Origin of the sequence: Pectinatus brassicae, assembly GCF_014201835.1 — a bacterium.
GTDB classification, from domain to species: Bacteria; Bacillota; Negativicutes; order Selenomonadales; family Selenomonadaceae; genus Pectinatus; species Pectinatus brassicae.
Genome location: NZ_JACHFH010000008.1, coordinates 1 through 16,852, shown reverse-complemented (window position 1 = coordinate 16,852; position 16,852 = coordinate 1). Strand labels below are relative to the sequence as shown.

Below are 16,852 nucleotides of genomic sequence, written 5' to 3'. Positions count from 1 at the left end.
ATAAAGTATGACAAATAAAAACGCTCAAAGAATAATCTTCATATAAAATGAAGATTATTCTTCGGCAAAAAAGAAAAAAAAGCATCCATAAAAATATACCTAATTAAAAATACCAAATGATTCTTAACATAGTACGCAAAAATCAATTTCTTATATTCGTTCATTATTATCTTTGTAATCTTTTAAAACAGTTAAAACAGCTTGCGGCACGGAATTCACCTGCCATCAGAAACTCAACAACACTCTCGGAATTGTTATATATTTTGCAGTTTCTTACCACTCCTAAGAGCTGCTAATAATGAAAAGACTAACAAATTACTATGATCGTTATGTTCTAAAAAGACAGGCCTTTATAAAGTAGAAACTTCTGATTTAATAGAAAAATGTTTTTAATTAATTCACAACCAAGAAAATATTTGGTTGTAAAAGACCTATTCCTGTCTTTTTTACACGAACTGTCGCACTTAACTTGATAATTCATCAGTTAAAAAACATTTATCGTTTCTGTACTATTTTTACATTTAGACCATTGTTTTTCCAATCGAGTTGTTATTTTCTCAAAAGTTTCACCATTATTTACAATTGTCCCATAAATACGTGAATCAATCTGAATATCTTCCCAAGCAGGGACAAAAGAATGATCAAGTGCTAATTTTAATTTATTTGCCCAATTCATTAATATAGTGTTCTTATTTGTATTAATAAATACTATAAAAGTTCCTCCGTACCAACGAGCAAGAAAACTACCAGATTCTAATTGGATTATTTCAAAAATTGATTTAGCTACAACTTTTAATAATAAATTTCCTAAAGTTATTCCCCCATAACTATTAAAATCTACGAGATTTCGTATATCAATAATTAATATACCTAGAGATATGTCCTTTGTAGATTTTATCGATTCTAATAAAAGCATTCGTAATTTTTGATCCATATATTGTCTATTAGGAATATTTGTAACTGGATCAGTATATGCAATTTGAACTAAACCATTTACAACAGAATCTTTTACTGTCGATGTTGCACTTTGTAGTTTCCTAAATAATTCTATAACGCCAATAATATTATTTGAGTCATCCGTTAATGGAATACATCTTACTTCTACAGGAATAACATGTCCATCTTGATGATGCATTGTAAAGTTTGATTGAAATACATCCTGTATTTCTAGTGCTTTCTTTGCAGGACACTTATTTTCACAGCAAGAGTTGCCATCTTCATCAAAATGCATTAATAAATGATCTTTACATTTTTTCCCAATTGCTGAAGCATAATCATATCCTGTAACTTCTGTAGCCATATCATTCCAAAATAAAACAGTGCCTTCTTTATCTACAATATATGCTGCTTCAAATAAATTTTTTGCAACTTTATATGAGCTCCAATGCTGGTTCCTGAAAATCGTGATGGTAGTTGCATTTTTACCTCTCCTTTTTATATTTTATATAGTTAAATATTTAAGACAATAGAGTCAACATAACTCCATTGCTGTGCTTGGTTATATTTGTTTAGTAAAATAGGATAAGGAATATGTAATTTCTCACTCAACTGAGCACATTTATTCCAGTCTGCCTTTTCACAAGCAGCTACTAAACTCATAACTTTACCTATAATATTATTACTAAATTTTATTCCCTGTTTTACTTCATCATGTATTGGCAAATTTTCTAGAATAACATCTAAAGGACAATCAAAAAAAGCATCTAAAAGTGAAAACATTCCAGCAAGAAAAAATTCATTTGGATTTTCTTGCTGTAATTGTTCAGCAATTAATTCCGCAAATCTAGCTCGTACTAATGAAAGTACCAGTAATTCCGATGGTTTATTTTTTATATAACTACTAAGAATAAATAAAGAAGACCATTTATAAAGTCCATCTTTGCCTAAAAGCATTAATGCTTGACGTATAGATGTTATTTTTCTACTAAACCCAAAATAGGAAGAATTAATAAATCTTAAAATTTTATAGGATAACGAAACATCATGAGATAAAATAGATTCTAATTTATTGAAATTCGGTTCTTCCATCATTAGCTCACGCATAAATTGAAAGGTAGTTTTACTAATTAAATTAACTGCTTTAGTAATAAGCACCTCAGGTTTACTGAAAAAATAACCTTGAAACAAACTATAACCATCATGAATTGCTTCTTTAAATTCATCATAAGTTTCAACTTTTTCTGCTAAAAAAACAATATTATACTGTTTATATTTTTTTATAAATTCTCTACGTTCATGACGGTTAGTAACTCGAAAATCGACTTTTACATAATCAACGAATGGCAACAACTCTGTGTTTACTGATAATGTAGAAAAATCATCTAATGCCAAAGAGAATCCTGCCATTTTTAATTTTTTACATTGAATAATAATATCAGTAGAAGGTAATACGGTTTCTAATATTTCAATTATTAGTATATCTTTTGGTAAATTTAATATAAATGGAGCCAATAAAATATTAGTAGGAAAATTGATAAATGCAATTTTTCTATTAGTCAACCTAGTAATCCCTGTTCCTAATAAACTATCTTCTAATACTTGTAAAGTTGCTCTATCATTATCAAATATATTATCATTTTGAGAATGTGCTGAAGAACGAAATAATAGTTCATATCCAAAAACCTGTTTGTTTTTATTAAAAATTGGCTGTCGCGCAATAAAATTATTTCTCAAAGTATTTTCTCCCTTTTAAAGAAAACAATTAATTTTTTTTACTTATATCCTTTTTCTTCAAGAAAAGTGATATACCTCTAAAATAAAGAAAATAACAAAAAATGGAAAACTAAATATATACATAAATTACGCAGGTATTAATGCTTTCTTATAGAATTTTAAATATATTTAAACTCTATGCAAAGATAGGAGATAAGCATTTTATGATAAAAATACCTCAAAAAATATTAGATGACATAAAAACATTAGACTTTTATTTTGATACAGTTAGAATAATAAATCCTGTGGAAAAAAAAATATATAATATTGAAAATAAAAATGATATACATTCAAGTAATAAACTACCATGTCATGCAATTTGGAACAGTTATTCCCCTTGCAAAAATTGTATATCAATGAGAGCAATTAATGAAGACACTTCTCTTATTAAATTCGAAGAAAATTCTGGAAAAATTTTTATCATTACAGCAATACCATTAAAATTAGATAATTCTTCATTAGTGATAGAATTGGTTAAAGATATCACTGGACAAAAATTATTAGATAGTATTTCTCCTGCAAATATAGGCTCATTGGAAAATTATTCATTAAAAAAAACTATTGAAAAATTAAATGATATAGTTATTCGTGATGAGCTTACTCAAGTATATAACAGAAAATATATCATTGAAAGATTACCAATAGATATACTTGATTCCATAAAAAACAAATTTACTTTAGCAATAGTTTTGACTGATATTGATTATTTTAAAAAAATAAATGATAATTATGGTCATTTAGTAGGAGATGAGGTTATAAAAAAATTTGCTAATATATTAGTTAATAATACACGTAAAAATCAAGATTGGGTTGCACGATATGGTGGCGAAGAATTTTTAATTTGTATAAAATATGCAAAAAAAGAATCGATTCCTTCACTAATTGAGCATATTAGACAATCTATTGAAAATGAAAAATTTGATACTTCTGCCGGAATCATATCAATAACATCTAGTTTTGGTGGTTATATTTTAAAAAATGAAACTATTAATGTACTAGATGCACTTAGAATAGCTGATGAAAATTTATATAAAGCAAAAAATTCAGGTCGCAACAAAATATATTGCAGTTAAAATACATTTTATTAATATACCTACATAGTTAACTTTTAATTATATGGAGTAAATATTATGAATATATTTAAATATTTGAAACAAAAAAATGGACAAATGATCGTATTATTTGCATTGACACTTCCTATTTTATTAGGCATGGCAGGATTAGCTATAGATCTAGGGAATTTATATTATCAAAAATCATACCTACAGAACATGGCTGATGCAGGTGCTGCAGCTGGTGCAATGTATATTGTTTCTGCTACAAATCATATTGAAGCTGAAGCAGAAGCTCAAAAATATATTAATTTAAACAGTAAGTCCGATGAAAGTATTACAGTTACTTATCCTACTACTATAAAAAAAACAGGAACAACATATGATCCTAGTACAATGATTATTGTAAATGTTAGTAAAAATGTTAAAACTTATTTTATTCAGCTACTTACAGGTACTAACACTTATACTATTTCAGCTAGAGCGACTGCCCAAATGACAAATATTCCATCAGGACCATTTGCCTACTCTTTATTTTCTGGGAGTTCAACTGATCCATTAACAATATCTGGCAATACCCATGTAACTGGAAATGCTCACTCTAATCAAAATTTAGAAATTTCTGGGAATGCATCTCTCTTGGGAAATGCAGAAGCAGTTGGTAATATAACATTAGGTGGTAGTTCTTCTGTTACTTCTGTAACTGCCCATGGAAATATTCTAATATCCGGTAGTTCAACCGTTAGTTCATCCACACAAAATAGTAGTAATGTAACTAATATTCCTATGCCAGATTTTGCAAACGAAATACAAACAAATGCAGAAGCAGTTGGACAATCCTATACGAAAGATCCAAAGTGGAAAAACAGCACACTATCTGGGGCAATATATGTTAATGACGATGTAAAAATAAGTAGTAACAATACAATTAGTAGTACTGGTCAATTATTAGTAAATGGAACAATAACGATTAGTGGAAATCTAACAGCTGCAGATAACACTAACCAACAGCAGTTAGCTATTTATTCTTTGTCCAATGCTAATGATGCAATAACAATTAGTGGGAACACAACTATAGATGGAATTATATATGCACCTAAAGGAAATGTAAAAATAACAGGAAATGTAACGGTTAATGGTTCAATAGTAGCAAAAACCATTAGTATCTCAGGTCACCTTACGGTTAATGGAACTAATCCAATCTCTGTTCCAACTTCAGGAAAAAAATCCAGTTCTCTAATAGAATAATTAAATAATATTTACATTGTACCAGTTGATAAAATCATTCACTTTACAAAAAGGTCAACAGGCTATTTCTCTAAGTATCAATCCCAAAGATATGTATTAGATAACCACATCTATAGATATTAATCTAGACAAAATAATAGCCTTTTGCAAAACTTATAGAGATAACTATTTGTTATGTTTTTTTAATTGGTCTAGTAGAAGATGAACTCCCCTCTTTTCAAAGTATAAAAAAGGGAAATTCAAGCAGAGAAATGGAAGAAGATCGACGAAACTGTTTTGTAGCAATTACTAGAACTAAAAAAAGTTTATTTTTGTCATATTCAAAATCATATTATGGTTGGAATAAAAAAACATCTCGTTTTTTATCCGAAATAGGATTGATAAAATAACTAAATAACGATATTATATTGATGTAATATAATTAAATAACAATACTATATTAATGTGGCCTAATATCGTATTGTATTGATCAATATTATTTGTACAAAATAATATTGTTTTATATCCGTAAAAATTCAATCAAACTATTTTGTTCAAATACTTCATTATATATATTAATTGATAATATTTTTTAGTATATTTTAATCAAACTGTTTTGTAATGTTACATGTGCTCAATTTTCTTGTTATTTTTAGACTGCCGCAGTTTTCTACGGCAGTCTTTTATTTTTATTATCCTTAGGAGGATTTTTAATGAAAGCTTTTATCTTTGATATGGACGGCGTAATAATGGACAGTGAACCACTGCATAATGAAATCATTGTAGAAATGATGACACTCTTTGGTCTTAAGGCTGAAGAACCTTATTTAGCCTCATTATGCGGTCTCACCATCGACCATATTTTTGAAAAAATAAAAAGTGACTACAATCTTGACATATCGGTTAATGATACTGTAAAAAAATACAATGGCAAATTAGTTGCCCATGTACATGCCAATCAATTAGTTCCAATATCTGGCATTCCCGAATTACTGCAGCAGCTGCAGGCAGCCAATATTCCTGCTGCTGTTGCCTCATCCTCACCAATTGAATTCATTGAAGCGAGCATTGACAATTTGAATTTAACGCATTATTTCCAATTTCTTTTGAGCGGCGATGAAGTAGAACATGGCAAACCCGCTCCTGATATTTATCTTGAAGCAGCTAAACGTCTCACAGTTACTCCTGTGGATTGCGTTGTTCTTGAAGATTCTCATAACGGCGCTACCGCTGCTAAAAGTGCCGGCATGAAATGTATCGGCTTTAAAAATCCCGGCAGCGGTATCCAGGATCTTAGCATAACTGATATAATTGTTGACGATGTCAACGATATAGACATCTCTATACTATAAGCACAATTCCATAAAGTCCTTTATTTATAATGCTATTTATTCTTTATCCATAAGTAATAAATAGCATTATTCAGTTTTGTCCTAAATAGATTAGTACTTATCAATATGTCTTTTAATTGTATAGCATAAATTTATCTCGTATAATAAAAGTAACTTAATTAAGTTTTTAACTGGTTACTTCTAACTGATCATTAGGAGGGTAAAATTGCATAGAGGAGAAATAAGCCGCCGCATAAAAAACATTATTGTTATCCTATGCGAGCAAAAAGACTTTATCACAGTTGGTGATATTGCTAATAAATTATCTGTAAGTACTAAGACTATCACTCGTGAACTTGCAAGAATTGACAAATTATTAGCAAAATATAATGTATTTCTAGAAAAAAAACAAGGTGTAGGCATCTGCATCACAGGTAATGCTGCCGCTATTGGTAATTTGAAAAAAGCTTTTACTAATGCTCCTGAAATTATAGCTTACGAACCCAAGGAGCGTGCCCATTTCTTAATTGCCCGTTTACTGCAAAATCAGGAACCAATAAAATTATTTGAACTTTCCAACCAGCTTAATGTAGCAGAAAGCACAATAAGTACTGATCTTGATAAACTGGATGCCTGGTTTACCAACCATAGTCTTACGCTTATAAGAAAACCTGGTCTTGGCGTATATATTACCGGCAGGGAAAAAGATATTCGCAAAGCAATTCTGCATTATATCTATGAAAATATAAACGAGGCCGATCTGGTTGAAGTATTGCATGAGCTTTTATCGCATAATACGGCCGAAAACTCATCCCAGATACAGTCTGAAAAACGTCTCTTAAATCTGGTTGATACACAGATACTGGCAAAATTAGAAATTGTTATCCATAATGTGGAAACTGAATATAAATTCAAATTATCCGACAACGCTTATGTAGCACTATTAATTCACTTAGCTTTGGCAATTCAGCGTATGCAGCAGCATGAACAAATTACTTTTGATGATGCTTTTTTGCAGGAAATTTCTACCAAACATGAATTTACCATCAGTAAAAAAATCGCCGCTGGCATTAAAAAAATATTCAACCTAGACGTACCCGTAGAAGAAATGGGCTATATTACCATGCATTTACTGGGTACAAGAAATTTATACTATACGGGAGCAACTCCCTTTATTCCCAATTTTCAATTAGTACAAATTGCCAAAAAGATCATCAAAATCGCCCAAGCTGAGACAGGTCAAAAACTGGAACATAACGATAAACTTCTTATCGGACTGGTAAATCATCTGGGACCTTCCATCAGCCGTCTGCATATGGGTATGGAAATTCGTAATCCATTGCTTGATGATATCAAGGAAGAATATGCTCCCCTTATGCAGCTCAGCAAAATCTGCTGCAGTGCCGTACTAAGTCCCATTGTTAATAAACCTATTCCTGAATCAGAATCAGCCTATATTGCCATGCATCTCGGTGCCGCTTTGGAAGATATAAACCTGAAAAAACGTCAGCAAACATATTATCATGCAGCAATTGCCTGCCCTACCGGGCTTGGTTCCTCCAAACTTTTAGCTGCACGTTTGAAGCATGAATTTACCAATATAGAAATTACGGCAGTTATTTCAGCACTGCGTATCAATGCTGAAACACTTATTAAACAGCAAATTGATTTTATCATCTCTACCGTTCCTATTCCTGCCACATCAATTCCCGTAATTGTAATCAATCCGTTATTAAAAAATAACGACATCGAAATAATAAATAAATTTTTAGCGGTATTTAAGCAAAAAAATCATCATGACTTTTTACCGCTCATAGCAAAAACATCATTAACAGAAAATCTGCCCCATCTTATCCAATATCAAAATAGTATTTTTCAGATATTAAATAATTTTATCTTTGATGATTTGGCAAAATCATTATCCATCGCAGAAATTATTGAGTTTATAAGTAAAAAAATTAGTTCTGATAAAACCACTGCCAATAATATTGCTGCGGCATTATTACAACGGGAACGATACGGCAGCACGCTTTTATATGAACAACAAATCATCTTATTACACTGTCAAGCCGCTGTTACCCAAACTCATTTTGCTGTAATCCGCAGCAAAACTGGAATTGCTGCAGTTTCTGACGACACACACAATAATTTTATTGCCGCAGTTATCATGATAATCCCTGATAGCTGTGCCGATGAAGTCCGAGAAACAATGGGCACAATTTCCGAATCATTGATTGATAACTGGCTTTTTGCAACAACAATCATTAATAATTCATCCCCTGAAATACAAACAATATTAGAAAATATATTAACAAAATTTTTGAAAGAAAAACACAAACTATTGTTAAATTAAAGCAATAGTGGTTTTTACAGCAATATTATAAATTTCAATGTAATGGAGGTATAATATTATGAACGAAAATGCACAATCCAACGGTGTACAGGAAAAAGTACAGGTATTTGGCCGTTTTCTAAGTGGAATGGTAATGCCAAATATCGGTGCTTTTATCGCCTGGGGTATTTTAACGGCCTTATTTATTCCTACCGGCTGGCTGCCAAATGCTTATCTGGCCAAGGCCAGCGGTCCTATGGTACAATGGCTTATACCATTATTAATTGGTTTTACTGGTGGCCGCGCTATCTATGATCATCGCGGCGGTGTTGTCGGTGCCATAGCTACAGCTGGCGTTATCGCCGGTGCTGATATTCCAATGTTTTTAGGTGCCATGATTGTCGGTCCCCTCGGCGGTTACTGTATTAAAAAATTTGATGATGCCTTCCAAGAAAAAATTCCCGCTGGCTTTGAAATGCTTGTTAATAATTTCTCAGCTGGTATCTTAGGCGCCATCTTAGCAGTATTGGCCTATGTTGTTATTGGCCCTATCGTACTTGCCTTAAATACTGTTCTAAAAAATGCGGTTGAAGTTCTTGTTAGTATTAATTTAATTCCGCTTGTTTCAATTATCGTTGAACCTGCTAAAATTCTTTTCTTAAACAATGCTATCAACCATGGTATATTCACTCCTATCGGAATTCAAGAATCCCAAAACTTTGGCAAATCATTATTCTTCCTTATTGAAGCCAATCCTGGCCCTGGTTTTGGTATGCTTCTGGCTTACTGCTTATTTGGCAAGGGCGCTGCTAAAGGTTCCGCCCCTGGTGCTGTAATCATTCATTTCTTAGGCGGTATCCATGAAATTTATTTCCCGTATATCCTGATGCGTCCAAAACTTCTCTTAGCTGTAATTCCGGCTGGTATGTGCGGCGTATTCACATTAAATGTATTAAATGGTGGTCTTATTGCTCCGGCTTCTCCTGGCAGTATATTTGCCGTACTGGCTATGACACCTAAAGGTGCCTATTTCGCCAATATTTTAGCTGTCGTTATTGCCACAGCTGTTTCCTTTGCTATTTCCTCAGTAATTTTAAAAGCGTCCAAAGATGATGATACTTCATTAGAAACCGCTCAGGCTGATATGAAAGCTATGAAAAGCCGCGCTAAAGGAACTGCACAATCCACTGCCATCAAAGGTTCTGAAATCAGAAAGATTATTTATGCCTGCGATGCTGGTATGGGATCTTCCGCTATGGGAGCTAGTGCCCTCCGCAATAAATTCAAAAAAGCTGGTTTTGCTAACGTTTCTGTTACAAATTGTGCTATTGAAAACATCCCTGCTGATGCCCAAATAGTAGTTTCACATGAAAAATTAGCTGAACGCGCTGAAAAAGCTTCACCACAAGCTGAACATATTTTTGTTACCGATTTCCTGCAAAACAATGTTTTTGATATTCTTTCCGAACGCATAAAAAATGACTCTGCATCAGCAATTTCCACCGAAGAAATTGTCGATGACACTCCTGCTGTTTTCGACAGCAATCTCTTAAAGCTCAGCAATATTAAAATTGGTCTTGATAGTATTGCGAAAGAAGATGCCATAAAGATGGCCGGTCAAATTCTTGTTGATGGCAGCTATGTAAACAGCGGCTATATTGATGCTATGCTGCGTCGTGAAGAACAAGTCAGCACCTATATCGGCAAAGGTGTTGCCATTCCGCATGGTGATAATGATGCCAAAGGCGAAATTAAAGCTTCCGGGCTTTCTGTACTGCAGTTCCCTAACGGCATAAATTTTGGCGATGAAACAGCTTATATCTTAATTGGTATTGCTGGCATCGGCAATGAACATTTAACTATTTTATCAAATATTGCCACAATGCTTGATGAAAATGAAAATGCTGTTAATATCTTAAAAAATGCTAAATCAGCCCAAGAAATATATGATTTATTTACTAAATAATATATAAAATAAAAATTAGTCTTACAAACTAATCCGCGTGTATTGATAAATTTTCTTTTATTGATACACGCGCCTTAGTTATTAATATATTCACAAACTTATAGGAGGAATTTATAGTGAAAGCTGTACATTTTGGTGCTGGTAATATTGGTCGAGGATTTATTGGAGAACTACTTCATAATTCCGGCTTTGAAATTACCTTTGTAGAAGTCGACAAAAAAACTGTTGACTATATTAATAAAAATAATAATTATGATGTTTATATCATAAATGATAATTACCGTAAAGAAATTATCGATAATGTATGTGCTGTTTCTCCCATAACTGATGAAGCAAAAGCCATCGAAGCCATTGTTGCTGCCGATATCATTACCACTTCGGTCTGTGTTGATAATTTACCTAAAATTGCCAACACCTTGGCTAAAGGCCTAAAAGAACGTCTTTCCCAAGGCAAAGACAAGGTCAATATTATGGCTTGTGAAAATGCCTTCTATGCCACTGATATGCTCAAAAAAACTCTAATGGAATGCAAGGATGCCGTTAGTGAAGCTGACCTTGATGCAATCGGCTGTTTCCCTAACGTAGCTGTTGACCGTATTGCTCTTAGTACCGAGCAGGATGGTATCCGTATTCCGCAAATCGAAACTTCTTTCGAATTAGTAATCGAAAAAAACAAATTGAACGACCCGGCAAGTCAACCGATTAAAGGCGCTGAATATGCGGAAAATCTTGGCATGTACCTCGAAAGAAAATTATACGTATTTAACTGCGGTCATGCTGCAACCGCTTATTTAGGCTATCATAAAAATCTGCCTACTATCTTTGATGCCCTTAACGACAAAGAAATATATGCTAATGTTATCGCTGCTATGCGTGAAGCCGCTGTAATGATGACAAAAAAATTCCCGTTCAGCATGGAAGAACTAGAAACTTTTATTCAAAAAATCCTTAAACGTATTTCTTTGGAAGATTTACATGATGAAGTCATTCGCGTAGGTCGTTCACCTATCCGTAAGCTCAACAATAAAGATCGTTTGGTCGGACCAGCTTTATTGGCTCAGGAATACAATTTGCCAAATGACCATTTAGCAGCTGCTATCGCTGCCGGTTATTTATTTGACTGCAAGGATGATGAACAAGCTGTAGAAATACAAGCTTTCATCAAAGAAAACTCTATTGAAAAAGCTGTAGAAAAATATTCCGAATTAACTCCTGCTGATGCTTTATTCAATAAAGTAATCTCCGCTTATAACAACATGAAATAAAATTAAAACATTTCCCAATTTTAATCTGCTTACAGAGCTATTATAACAATAGCTCTGTTTTTAATTTTTTTATCTGTTTATTATAAATGCTACTTTATTTGCAATAAACATTGCAGATGATAAATGCACGTTGTATAATTACTGTATATATTTTAATAAGTGCGAAAGGATTTGATATTGTTATGATGAGCGATTCTATGCGTGAAATGCTCGATTTGAAAGAAACAGCAGAAATAGTAAATGGGGTACATAATGCTAATGCCGATGCATTCCGCGACCGCCTGCAAAAACAAATGGATGCTATTCCTGAATATGCCTATTTAAACTCCTTACAGATGCAGGATTTTAAAAATTTAGATGATTTATATGTCACTATGTTCAATATAAAAAGCGAAGAAGAGTTAGAACAAAGAATTATCCGTACACCAGAAGTTCAAAAAAGTGCTTTTCGTCGTCTTTGGCAGCAATTACCTAAAGTTACTGTTCAATAAACGACAGTATAATTAAATTATTTATTTGTTGAATTAGTATACAAATGACCCTGAACAAAATTGTTCAGGGTCATTTGTATGTTAGAAATTATTTATCCAAAATCAACATGGCATCACCAAAGCTAAAAAAACGATATTTTTCCTGTACAGCCGTATTATACGCTTTCAGGACAAATTCACGACCAGCAAAGGCACTTATAAGCATAATAAGTGTCGATTTAGGCAGATGGAAATTTGTTATAATACCATCGACTATATTAAATTTATATCCCGGATAAATAAATATATCTGTTTCACCGCTTTTAGCCGGCAATGTTCCATCAGATAAGCCTGCCGATTCCAATGTACGTATCGAGGTAGTTCCCACGGCAATTATTCTGCCGCCGCGTTTTTTTGCTGCTGTTATGCGCTGAGCTGTTGCTTCATCAATATGAAAATATTCAGTATGCATAACATGGTCTTCAATATTATCTTCATTAACAGGTCTAAAGGTACCAAGTCCAACATGAAGCGTAACAAACTCCAAATTAACGCCCATATCTTTTAGTTCCTGCAATAATCCTTCGGTAAAGTGCAGACCAGCTGTCGGTGCTGCTGCTGAACCATTTTCCTTAGCATAAACTGTCTGATAACGTTCTTTATCATCGAGTTTTTCATGAATATATGGCGGTAATGGTGTTTGCCCCAATCTATCCAGTATTTCTTCCCATATTCCATCATAGCTGAATTCAACAATTCTACCGCCAAAATCAGTATTATCCAATACTTCACAGCTAAGTTCATCGCCGAATTTTATGATATTACCAACACGAGCTTTCTTACCTGGTTTAACTAATGCTTCCCATTTATTGCCTTCAACCCGACGCAATAAAAACACTTCTACCTTGCCGCCGGTTTTATCACGATGTCCGATAAGACGGGCTGGTATAACCCGTGTATTATTAAATACTAACGTATCGCCAGCTTTTAAATGTTTTTTTATATCATAAAAATGCTCATGTTCAATTGTCTGTTCCTGCTTTTTTAAAACCATCAAACGGGAATGGTCACGTTTTTCTGCCGGTGTTTGAGCAATAAGTTCTTCCGGCAAATCATAATCAAAATCTGTTAATAACATAAGTTATCGTTCAATCTCCTTTTTTCTGGCAACTATAAATTTTAATACCATTGCCCAATTGATACTTCCGTATAATAGTTATATAAAATCTGCTGGTAGGTATAATTTTTTTCCGCCAGTGCCTTAGCTCCCCATTGTGACATGCCGACACGGTGTCCGGAACCATAGCCATCGATAATTATTTGTTCGCCTATACCGCCAGTTATTTTATAAATATTTTTATTGCCGACGGAAAAACTAGTATATTTACGATCCGGTAATTCCACTTCAATATCTTTGCTGTAATTAGACTTTTTATCCAAAACAACTTTTACTGTTTTTTGTGTTGGTGTTGTAACAGCTACAGCAAATTTAGCACTTTTTAAGCCTAATATCGCACGCAGCTTACTGCCACTGACTACTGCCGTATCTTTATCACCTGTAAATACAATGGATTTTACCATACCGCCAGTTGTTCTGTCAGCCGCCGGCTTATCTAAGGATGACAAAGCCATTGACTGTAAATTTCCTATCATATATCCTGCATGTGCTAACTTTTCACTAAGAATTTGCGGCGTAATTTTTATCTGCCAATGATAAACCGGTGATTTTTGGTCAAAATCAGCAACTGACTGCAAATAAGGAACATCTGTTCCCCAAACATCTTTACTGCTTTCCGTCCTACCGCCAGCACTGGCATGAAAAGCTGCAGCTATTGGTTTATGGTCATATAACAGCACCTGCCCTTTAGTTTCATCAACAGCTGTAATAGCAATATTGGTTTCAGCATCACTGCCGCCATAAACCTGACAATGCGAAGTCGAACAAACATCAAACCCTTCCGCTTCATGACGATGCATACTATATAACGCATAGGACCGCGCAGCTATTGCCTGAGCCTTAAGTGCCGTCATTGGCCAGGATGATGACATTTCCTGCGGGACAACACTATACAAATATTTCTCTAGTGGCAAAACATTGATAACACTCATATGATTATTTATATTTTTAAATAAGATACTGCCACGATATTTTGTCTGATTAACTTGTATACGGGCATCTTTATCAGACGTTACTACACTTATCGTACGATTATTTATCGGCAATTTCCCCACGTACATACGATTATTTTTCTCTGAAATGAGAATTTTCTCATTGGCCGCATATTTACCAAAAACATCATTTGTTCCCGGATCCTTTATCATAAAATCTTCATTAGCTGTAACATATACATTGCTTTGATTAGTTAATATCCCTACCCGAATATTTGGCTCTTCTGCAGCTGATACCACAGAATTTCCCAGCATCAATATGAAAAACAATATAGCAATTATACTTTTTTTACATCTCATCCTTACGCCTCCTCTGCTATTCCGAGAATTCTCATTTATGTCTGCGTTTTTTTGTTTTTATTGGTATTTGTTCCACTATACCATCACTATTACTATTGGTTTTACGATCACGCCAGCCAAAATAAATAAAACCTATAAATGCCAAGATAAAGGCTATCACACTGGTCATCTGTGCTGATGTACACAAGCCAAATACCGGTTCACTATAGTCACCGCGTAAAAATTCCAAACAAAAACGAGCTACTGAATAAAGCATTATGTATAACGTAAACGCCTGGCCACGACCATGCTTAAAGGAACGAAATATTAACAATAACGCAAAAATGACAAAATCCAGCTGTCCCTCCCATACTTCAGCCGGCCATAAGGGCTGACTGCCATAAACATGATGAGCCAGTGTCGTCACTGGATAAACAAGGCCATAGCCTGTTCCTGTAGGCGTACCAAATGCATCACCATTTAATAAATTAGCACAACGTCCCAAAGCCTGTCCTAAAATCATCGCTGGTGCCAAAATATCAGCTATTGCTAAAACATCTATTTTATGTTTTTTGGCATATATTATGCCGGTAATTGTTCCCAAAAAGATACCGCCTTGTATGGCCATACCACCTTGCCAAACATTAAATATTTCTGTGATATGGTTGCCATAATATTCCCAGTCAAAAAAGAATACATCCCAAAGCCGCGCACCTAAAATACCAGCTAAACCACAATAAATACCCATATCAACAACATGACCCTGCCAGCGGCCATCCTGTTTAGCTAAAAAATAACCCACACCGACTGCCAAAATTATACTCAAAGACAATACCAGCCCATATGAACGCACTGGAAAATCTCCAATATAAAATAAATACTGATGCATCAGCTTCATCTCCATTCAGATAATATCATTTTCCTTTAAAAATCAACCACATTATTTCAGCATCTTCATCATTATCTTCATAATAATGTGGTCTGCGGCCTACACTTTTAAAACCAAATTTTTCATATAATTTTAAGGCGGGCTTATTAGAAGGACGAACTTCCAAAGTCATGGAATTTATCCCTTTTTCTCTTATTATAGCAATAATATTTTTTATCATTGCTGAAGCAATACCTTGTCCCTGATAATCAGGAATAAGTGCCACATTGGTAATATGTCCCTCATCAAATATCAACCATACCCCAACATAACCAATAACTTTATCTCCTTCATCATCTACTGCCAATAAGTAATAGGCATCTTTTTTAGCAGCCTCTTCCCAAAATGACTCTCTTGACCAGGGAATAGCAAAGCACGCCCTTTCTACCAGCTCTACCGCGGCAGCATCTTTAGGTTCCATTTTTCTAAACGATATTGTCATTTTTGCTGTTCTTTCTGCTGTTTTTCCCATAATTCTTCTGCTTCAGAGCGCCTTATATATAAAGGTTCCAAATTCATAATATTGGCTGTTTCACCAGCTGCTAATTTAGCCAGCCCCGCATAAGCCGTATTAGCTGCCCGCAGCATTATATGATGCGGTGGTGCAATATGTATATTGCTGCATTCAGTAAAAACCTGCTGTTTTCTCTGTACAATATCACCCATAGCAATTACCGTTTTAGGTGCATTGGCACATATCGCTATTGCTTCCTGCAATGACAAGACCTGCATATTATTTACAGTATTCATCTTGCCATTTACCCATTCGTACATAGCAAAATATACATTATTTTTCTGCGCATCAATAAATACAGCACTATAGATATTTTCTATTGGATAATGATATGCCAAAGATTCGCCAATATCCACACCTATCAACGGAATATTTAAGCTATAAGCCATCATCTTGGCTGCTGCCAAACCGATTCTAAGTCCGGTAAAAGACCCCGGCCCAATATTGACAGCAATCGCTGTTAAATCTTTTTTATCGACCTGTGCTATTTTTAACGCATTAATTATATGCCCCCTGAACCTCCCACGACTAAAGTCGCGGGGTTCCTGCTTCATAGATAGTTGCGCAAAAAACACGTCTTACATTATCTCCACAGGCTATCCCCGTA

General features: G+C 34.0%; 15 protein-coding genes. 8 read left to right on the top strand and 7 right to left on the bottom strand.

The window, feature by feature from the left end:
- Positions 1-484: 484 nt before the first annotated feature.
- Together HNR32_RS04210 and HNR32_RS04205 are read right to left on the bottom strand one after the other, a co-directional pair.
- The gene (locus tag HNR32_RS04210) at positions 485-1,339 is read right to left on the bottom strand and encodes a sensor domain-containing diguanylate cyclase (protein WP_311636449.1); all 855 of its coding nucleotides are present in this window, start codon (positions 1,337-1,339) and stop codon (positions 485-487) included.
- Between the two features lie 110 nt (positions 1,340-1,449).
- The gene (locus tag HNR32_RS04205; protein ID WP_183859992.1) at positions 1,450-2,673 is read right to left on the bottom strand and encodes an EAL and HDOD domain-containing protein; all 1,224 of its coding nucleotides are present in this window, start codon (positions 2,671-2,673) and stop codon (positions 1,450-1,452) included.
- A gap of 203 nt (positions 2,674-2,876) precedes the next feature.
- On the opposite strand from HNR32_RS04205, the gene HNR32_RS04200 reads away from it, so the two are divergent.
- From HNR32_RS04200 to HNR32_RS04165, 8 genes are all read left to right on the top strand, one after another.
- A complete protein-coding gene (locus HNR32_RS04200) occupies positions 2,877-3,785 on the top strand; it encodes a GGDEF domain-containing protein (RefSeq protein WP_183859990.1) in 909 nt (302 codons plus the stop codon).
- 57 nt (positions 3,786-3,842) lie between these two features.
- Entirely contained in the window at positions 3,843-5,012 is a 1,170-nt protein-coding gene (locus tag HNR32_RS04195; protein WP_183859988.1) for a DUF7305 domain-containing protein, read from the top strand.
- A 155-nt stretch (positions 5,013-5,167) separates the two neighbouring features.
- Positions 5,168-5,401: a 3'-5' exonuclease gene (locus HNR32_RS14435; protein WP_183860152.1), complete on the top strand. Its 234-nt coding sequence runs from the start codon at positions 5,168-5,170 to the stop codon at positions 5,399-5,401.
- 303 nt (positions 5,402-5,704) lie between these two features.
- Positions 5,705-6,343, top strand: a complete 639-nt coding sequence (locus HNR32_RS04185) for an HAD family hydrolase (protein ID WP_183859986.1) — start codon at positions 5,705-5,707, stop codon at positions 6,341-6,343.
- Positions 6,344-6,548: 205 nt separating this feature from the next.
- Positions 6,549-8,675: a BglG family transcription antiterminator gene (locus HNR32_RS04180; protein WP_183859984.1), complete on the top strand. Its 2,127-nt coding sequence runs from the start codon at positions 6,549-6,551 to the stop codon at positions 8,673-8,675.
- Positions 8,676-8,733: 58 nt separating this feature from the next.
- Complete coding sequence (locus HNR32_RS04175; RefSeq protein ID WP_183859982.1) at positions 8,734-10,620, top strand: PTS mannitol transporter subunit IICBA; 1,887 nt, start codon at positions 8,734-8,736, stop codon at positions 10,618-10,620.
- Positions 10,621-10,736: 116 nt separating this feature from the next.
- Entirely contained in the window at positions 10,737-11,885 is a 1,149-nt protein-coding gene (locus tag HNR32_RS14340; protein WP_183859980.1) for a mannitol-1-phosphate 5-dehydrogenase, read from the top strand.
- Between the two features lie 182 nt (positions 11,886-12,067).
- Positions 12,068-12,376 carry a hypothetical protein gene (locus HNR32_RS04165; RefSeq protein ID WP_183859978.1) on the top strand — a complete coding sequence of 103 codons (309 nt, stop codon included), beginning with the start codon at positions 12,068-12,070 and terminating at the stop codon, positions 12,374-12,376.
- A gap of 88 nt (positions 12,377-12,464) precedes the next feature.
- Here the strand turns inward: HNR32_RS04165 and queA are convergent, their stop codons facing one another.
- The 5 genes from queA to tsaB are packed head-to-tail and all read right to left on the bottom strand — an operon-like array spanning position 12,465 to position 16,799.
- A complete protein-coding gene (gene queA, locus HNR32_RS04160; RefSeq protein WP_183859976.1) occupies positions 12,465-13,493 on the bottom strand; it encodes a tRNA preQ1(34) S-adenosylmethionine ribosyltransferase-isomerase QueA in 1,029 nt (342 codons plus the stop codon).
- A gap of 41 nt (positions 13,494-13,534) precedes the next feature.
- Complete coding sequence (locus tag HNR32_RS04155) at positions 13,535-14,824, bottom strand: SpoIID/LytB domain-containing protein (protein WP_183859974.1); 1,290 nt, start codon at positions 14,822-14,824, stop codon at positions 13,535-13,537.
- A 31-nt stretch (positions 14,825-14,855) separates the two neighbouring features.
- Positions 14,856-15,692, bottom strand: coding sequence for a prolipoprotein diacylglyceryl transferase (gene lgt, locus HNR32_RS04150; protein ID WP_183859972.1), 837 nt, complete (start codon positions 15,690-15,692; stop codon positions 14,856-14,858).
- A 25-nt stretch (positions 15,693-15,717) separates the two neighbouring features.
- The gene (gene rimI, locus HNR32_RS04145) at positions 15,718-16,173 is read right to left on the bottom strand and encodes a ribosomal protein S18-alanine N-acetyltransferase (RefSeq protein ID WP_183860150.1); all 456 of its coding nucleotides are present in this window, start codon (positions 16,171-16,173) and stop codon (positions 15,718-15,720) included.
- Positions 16,170-16,799 carry a tRNA (adenosine(37)-N6)-threonylcarbamoyltransferase complex dimerization subunit type 1 TsaB gene (gene tsaB / locus HNR32_RS04140; RefSeq protein ID WP_183859970.1) on the bottom strand — a complete coding sequence of 210 codons (630 nt, stop codon included), beginning with the start codon at positions 16,797-16,799 and terminating at the stop codon, positions 16,170-16,172. The genes rimI and tsaB overlap by 4 nt, the downstream gene beginning before the upstream one ends.
- Positions 16,800-16,852: the final 53 nt, after the last annotated feature.

Bases quoted from the DNA above. Each gene is read 5' to 3' on its own strand.
- HNR32_RS04200 (WP_183859990.1), top strand. From the start codon at position 2,877: ATGATAAAAATACCTCAAAAAATATTAGATGACATAAAAACATTAGAC.
- HNR32_RS04195 (WP_183859988.1), top strand. From the start codon at position 3,843: ATGAATATATTTAAATATTTGAAACAAAAAAATGGACAAATGATCGTA.
- HNR32_RS04185 (WP_183859986.1), top strand. From the start codon at position 5,705: ATGAAAGCTTTTATCTTTGATATGGACGGCGTAATAATGGACAGTGAA.
- HNR32_RS04175 (WP_183859982.1), top strand. From the start codon at position 8,734: ATGAACGAAAATGCACAATCCAACGGTGTACAGGAAAAAGTACAGGTA.
- HNR32_RS04165 (WP_183859978.1), top strand. From the start codon at position 12,068: ATGATGAGCGATTCTATGCGTGAAATGCTCGATTTGAAAGAAACAGCA.
- queA (WP_183859976.1), bottom strand. From the start codon at position 13,493: ATGTTATTAACAGATTTTGATTATGATTTGCCGGAAGAACTTATTGCT.
- HNR32_RS04155 (WP_183859974.1), bottom strand. From the start codon at position 14,824: ATGAGATGTAAAAAAAGTATAATTGCTATATTGTTTTTCATATTGATG.
- lgt (WP_183859972.1), bottom strand. From the start codon at position 15,692: ATGCATCAGTATTTATTTTATATTGGAGATTTTCCAGTGCGTTCATAT.
- rimI (WP_183860150.1), bottom strand. From the start codon at position 16,173: ATGACAATATCGTTTAGAAAAATGGAACCTAAAGATGCTGCCGCGGTA.
- tsaB (WP_183859970.1), bottom strand. From the start codon at position 16,799: ATGAAGCAGGAACCCCGCGACTTTAGTCGTGGGAGGTTCAGGGGGCAT.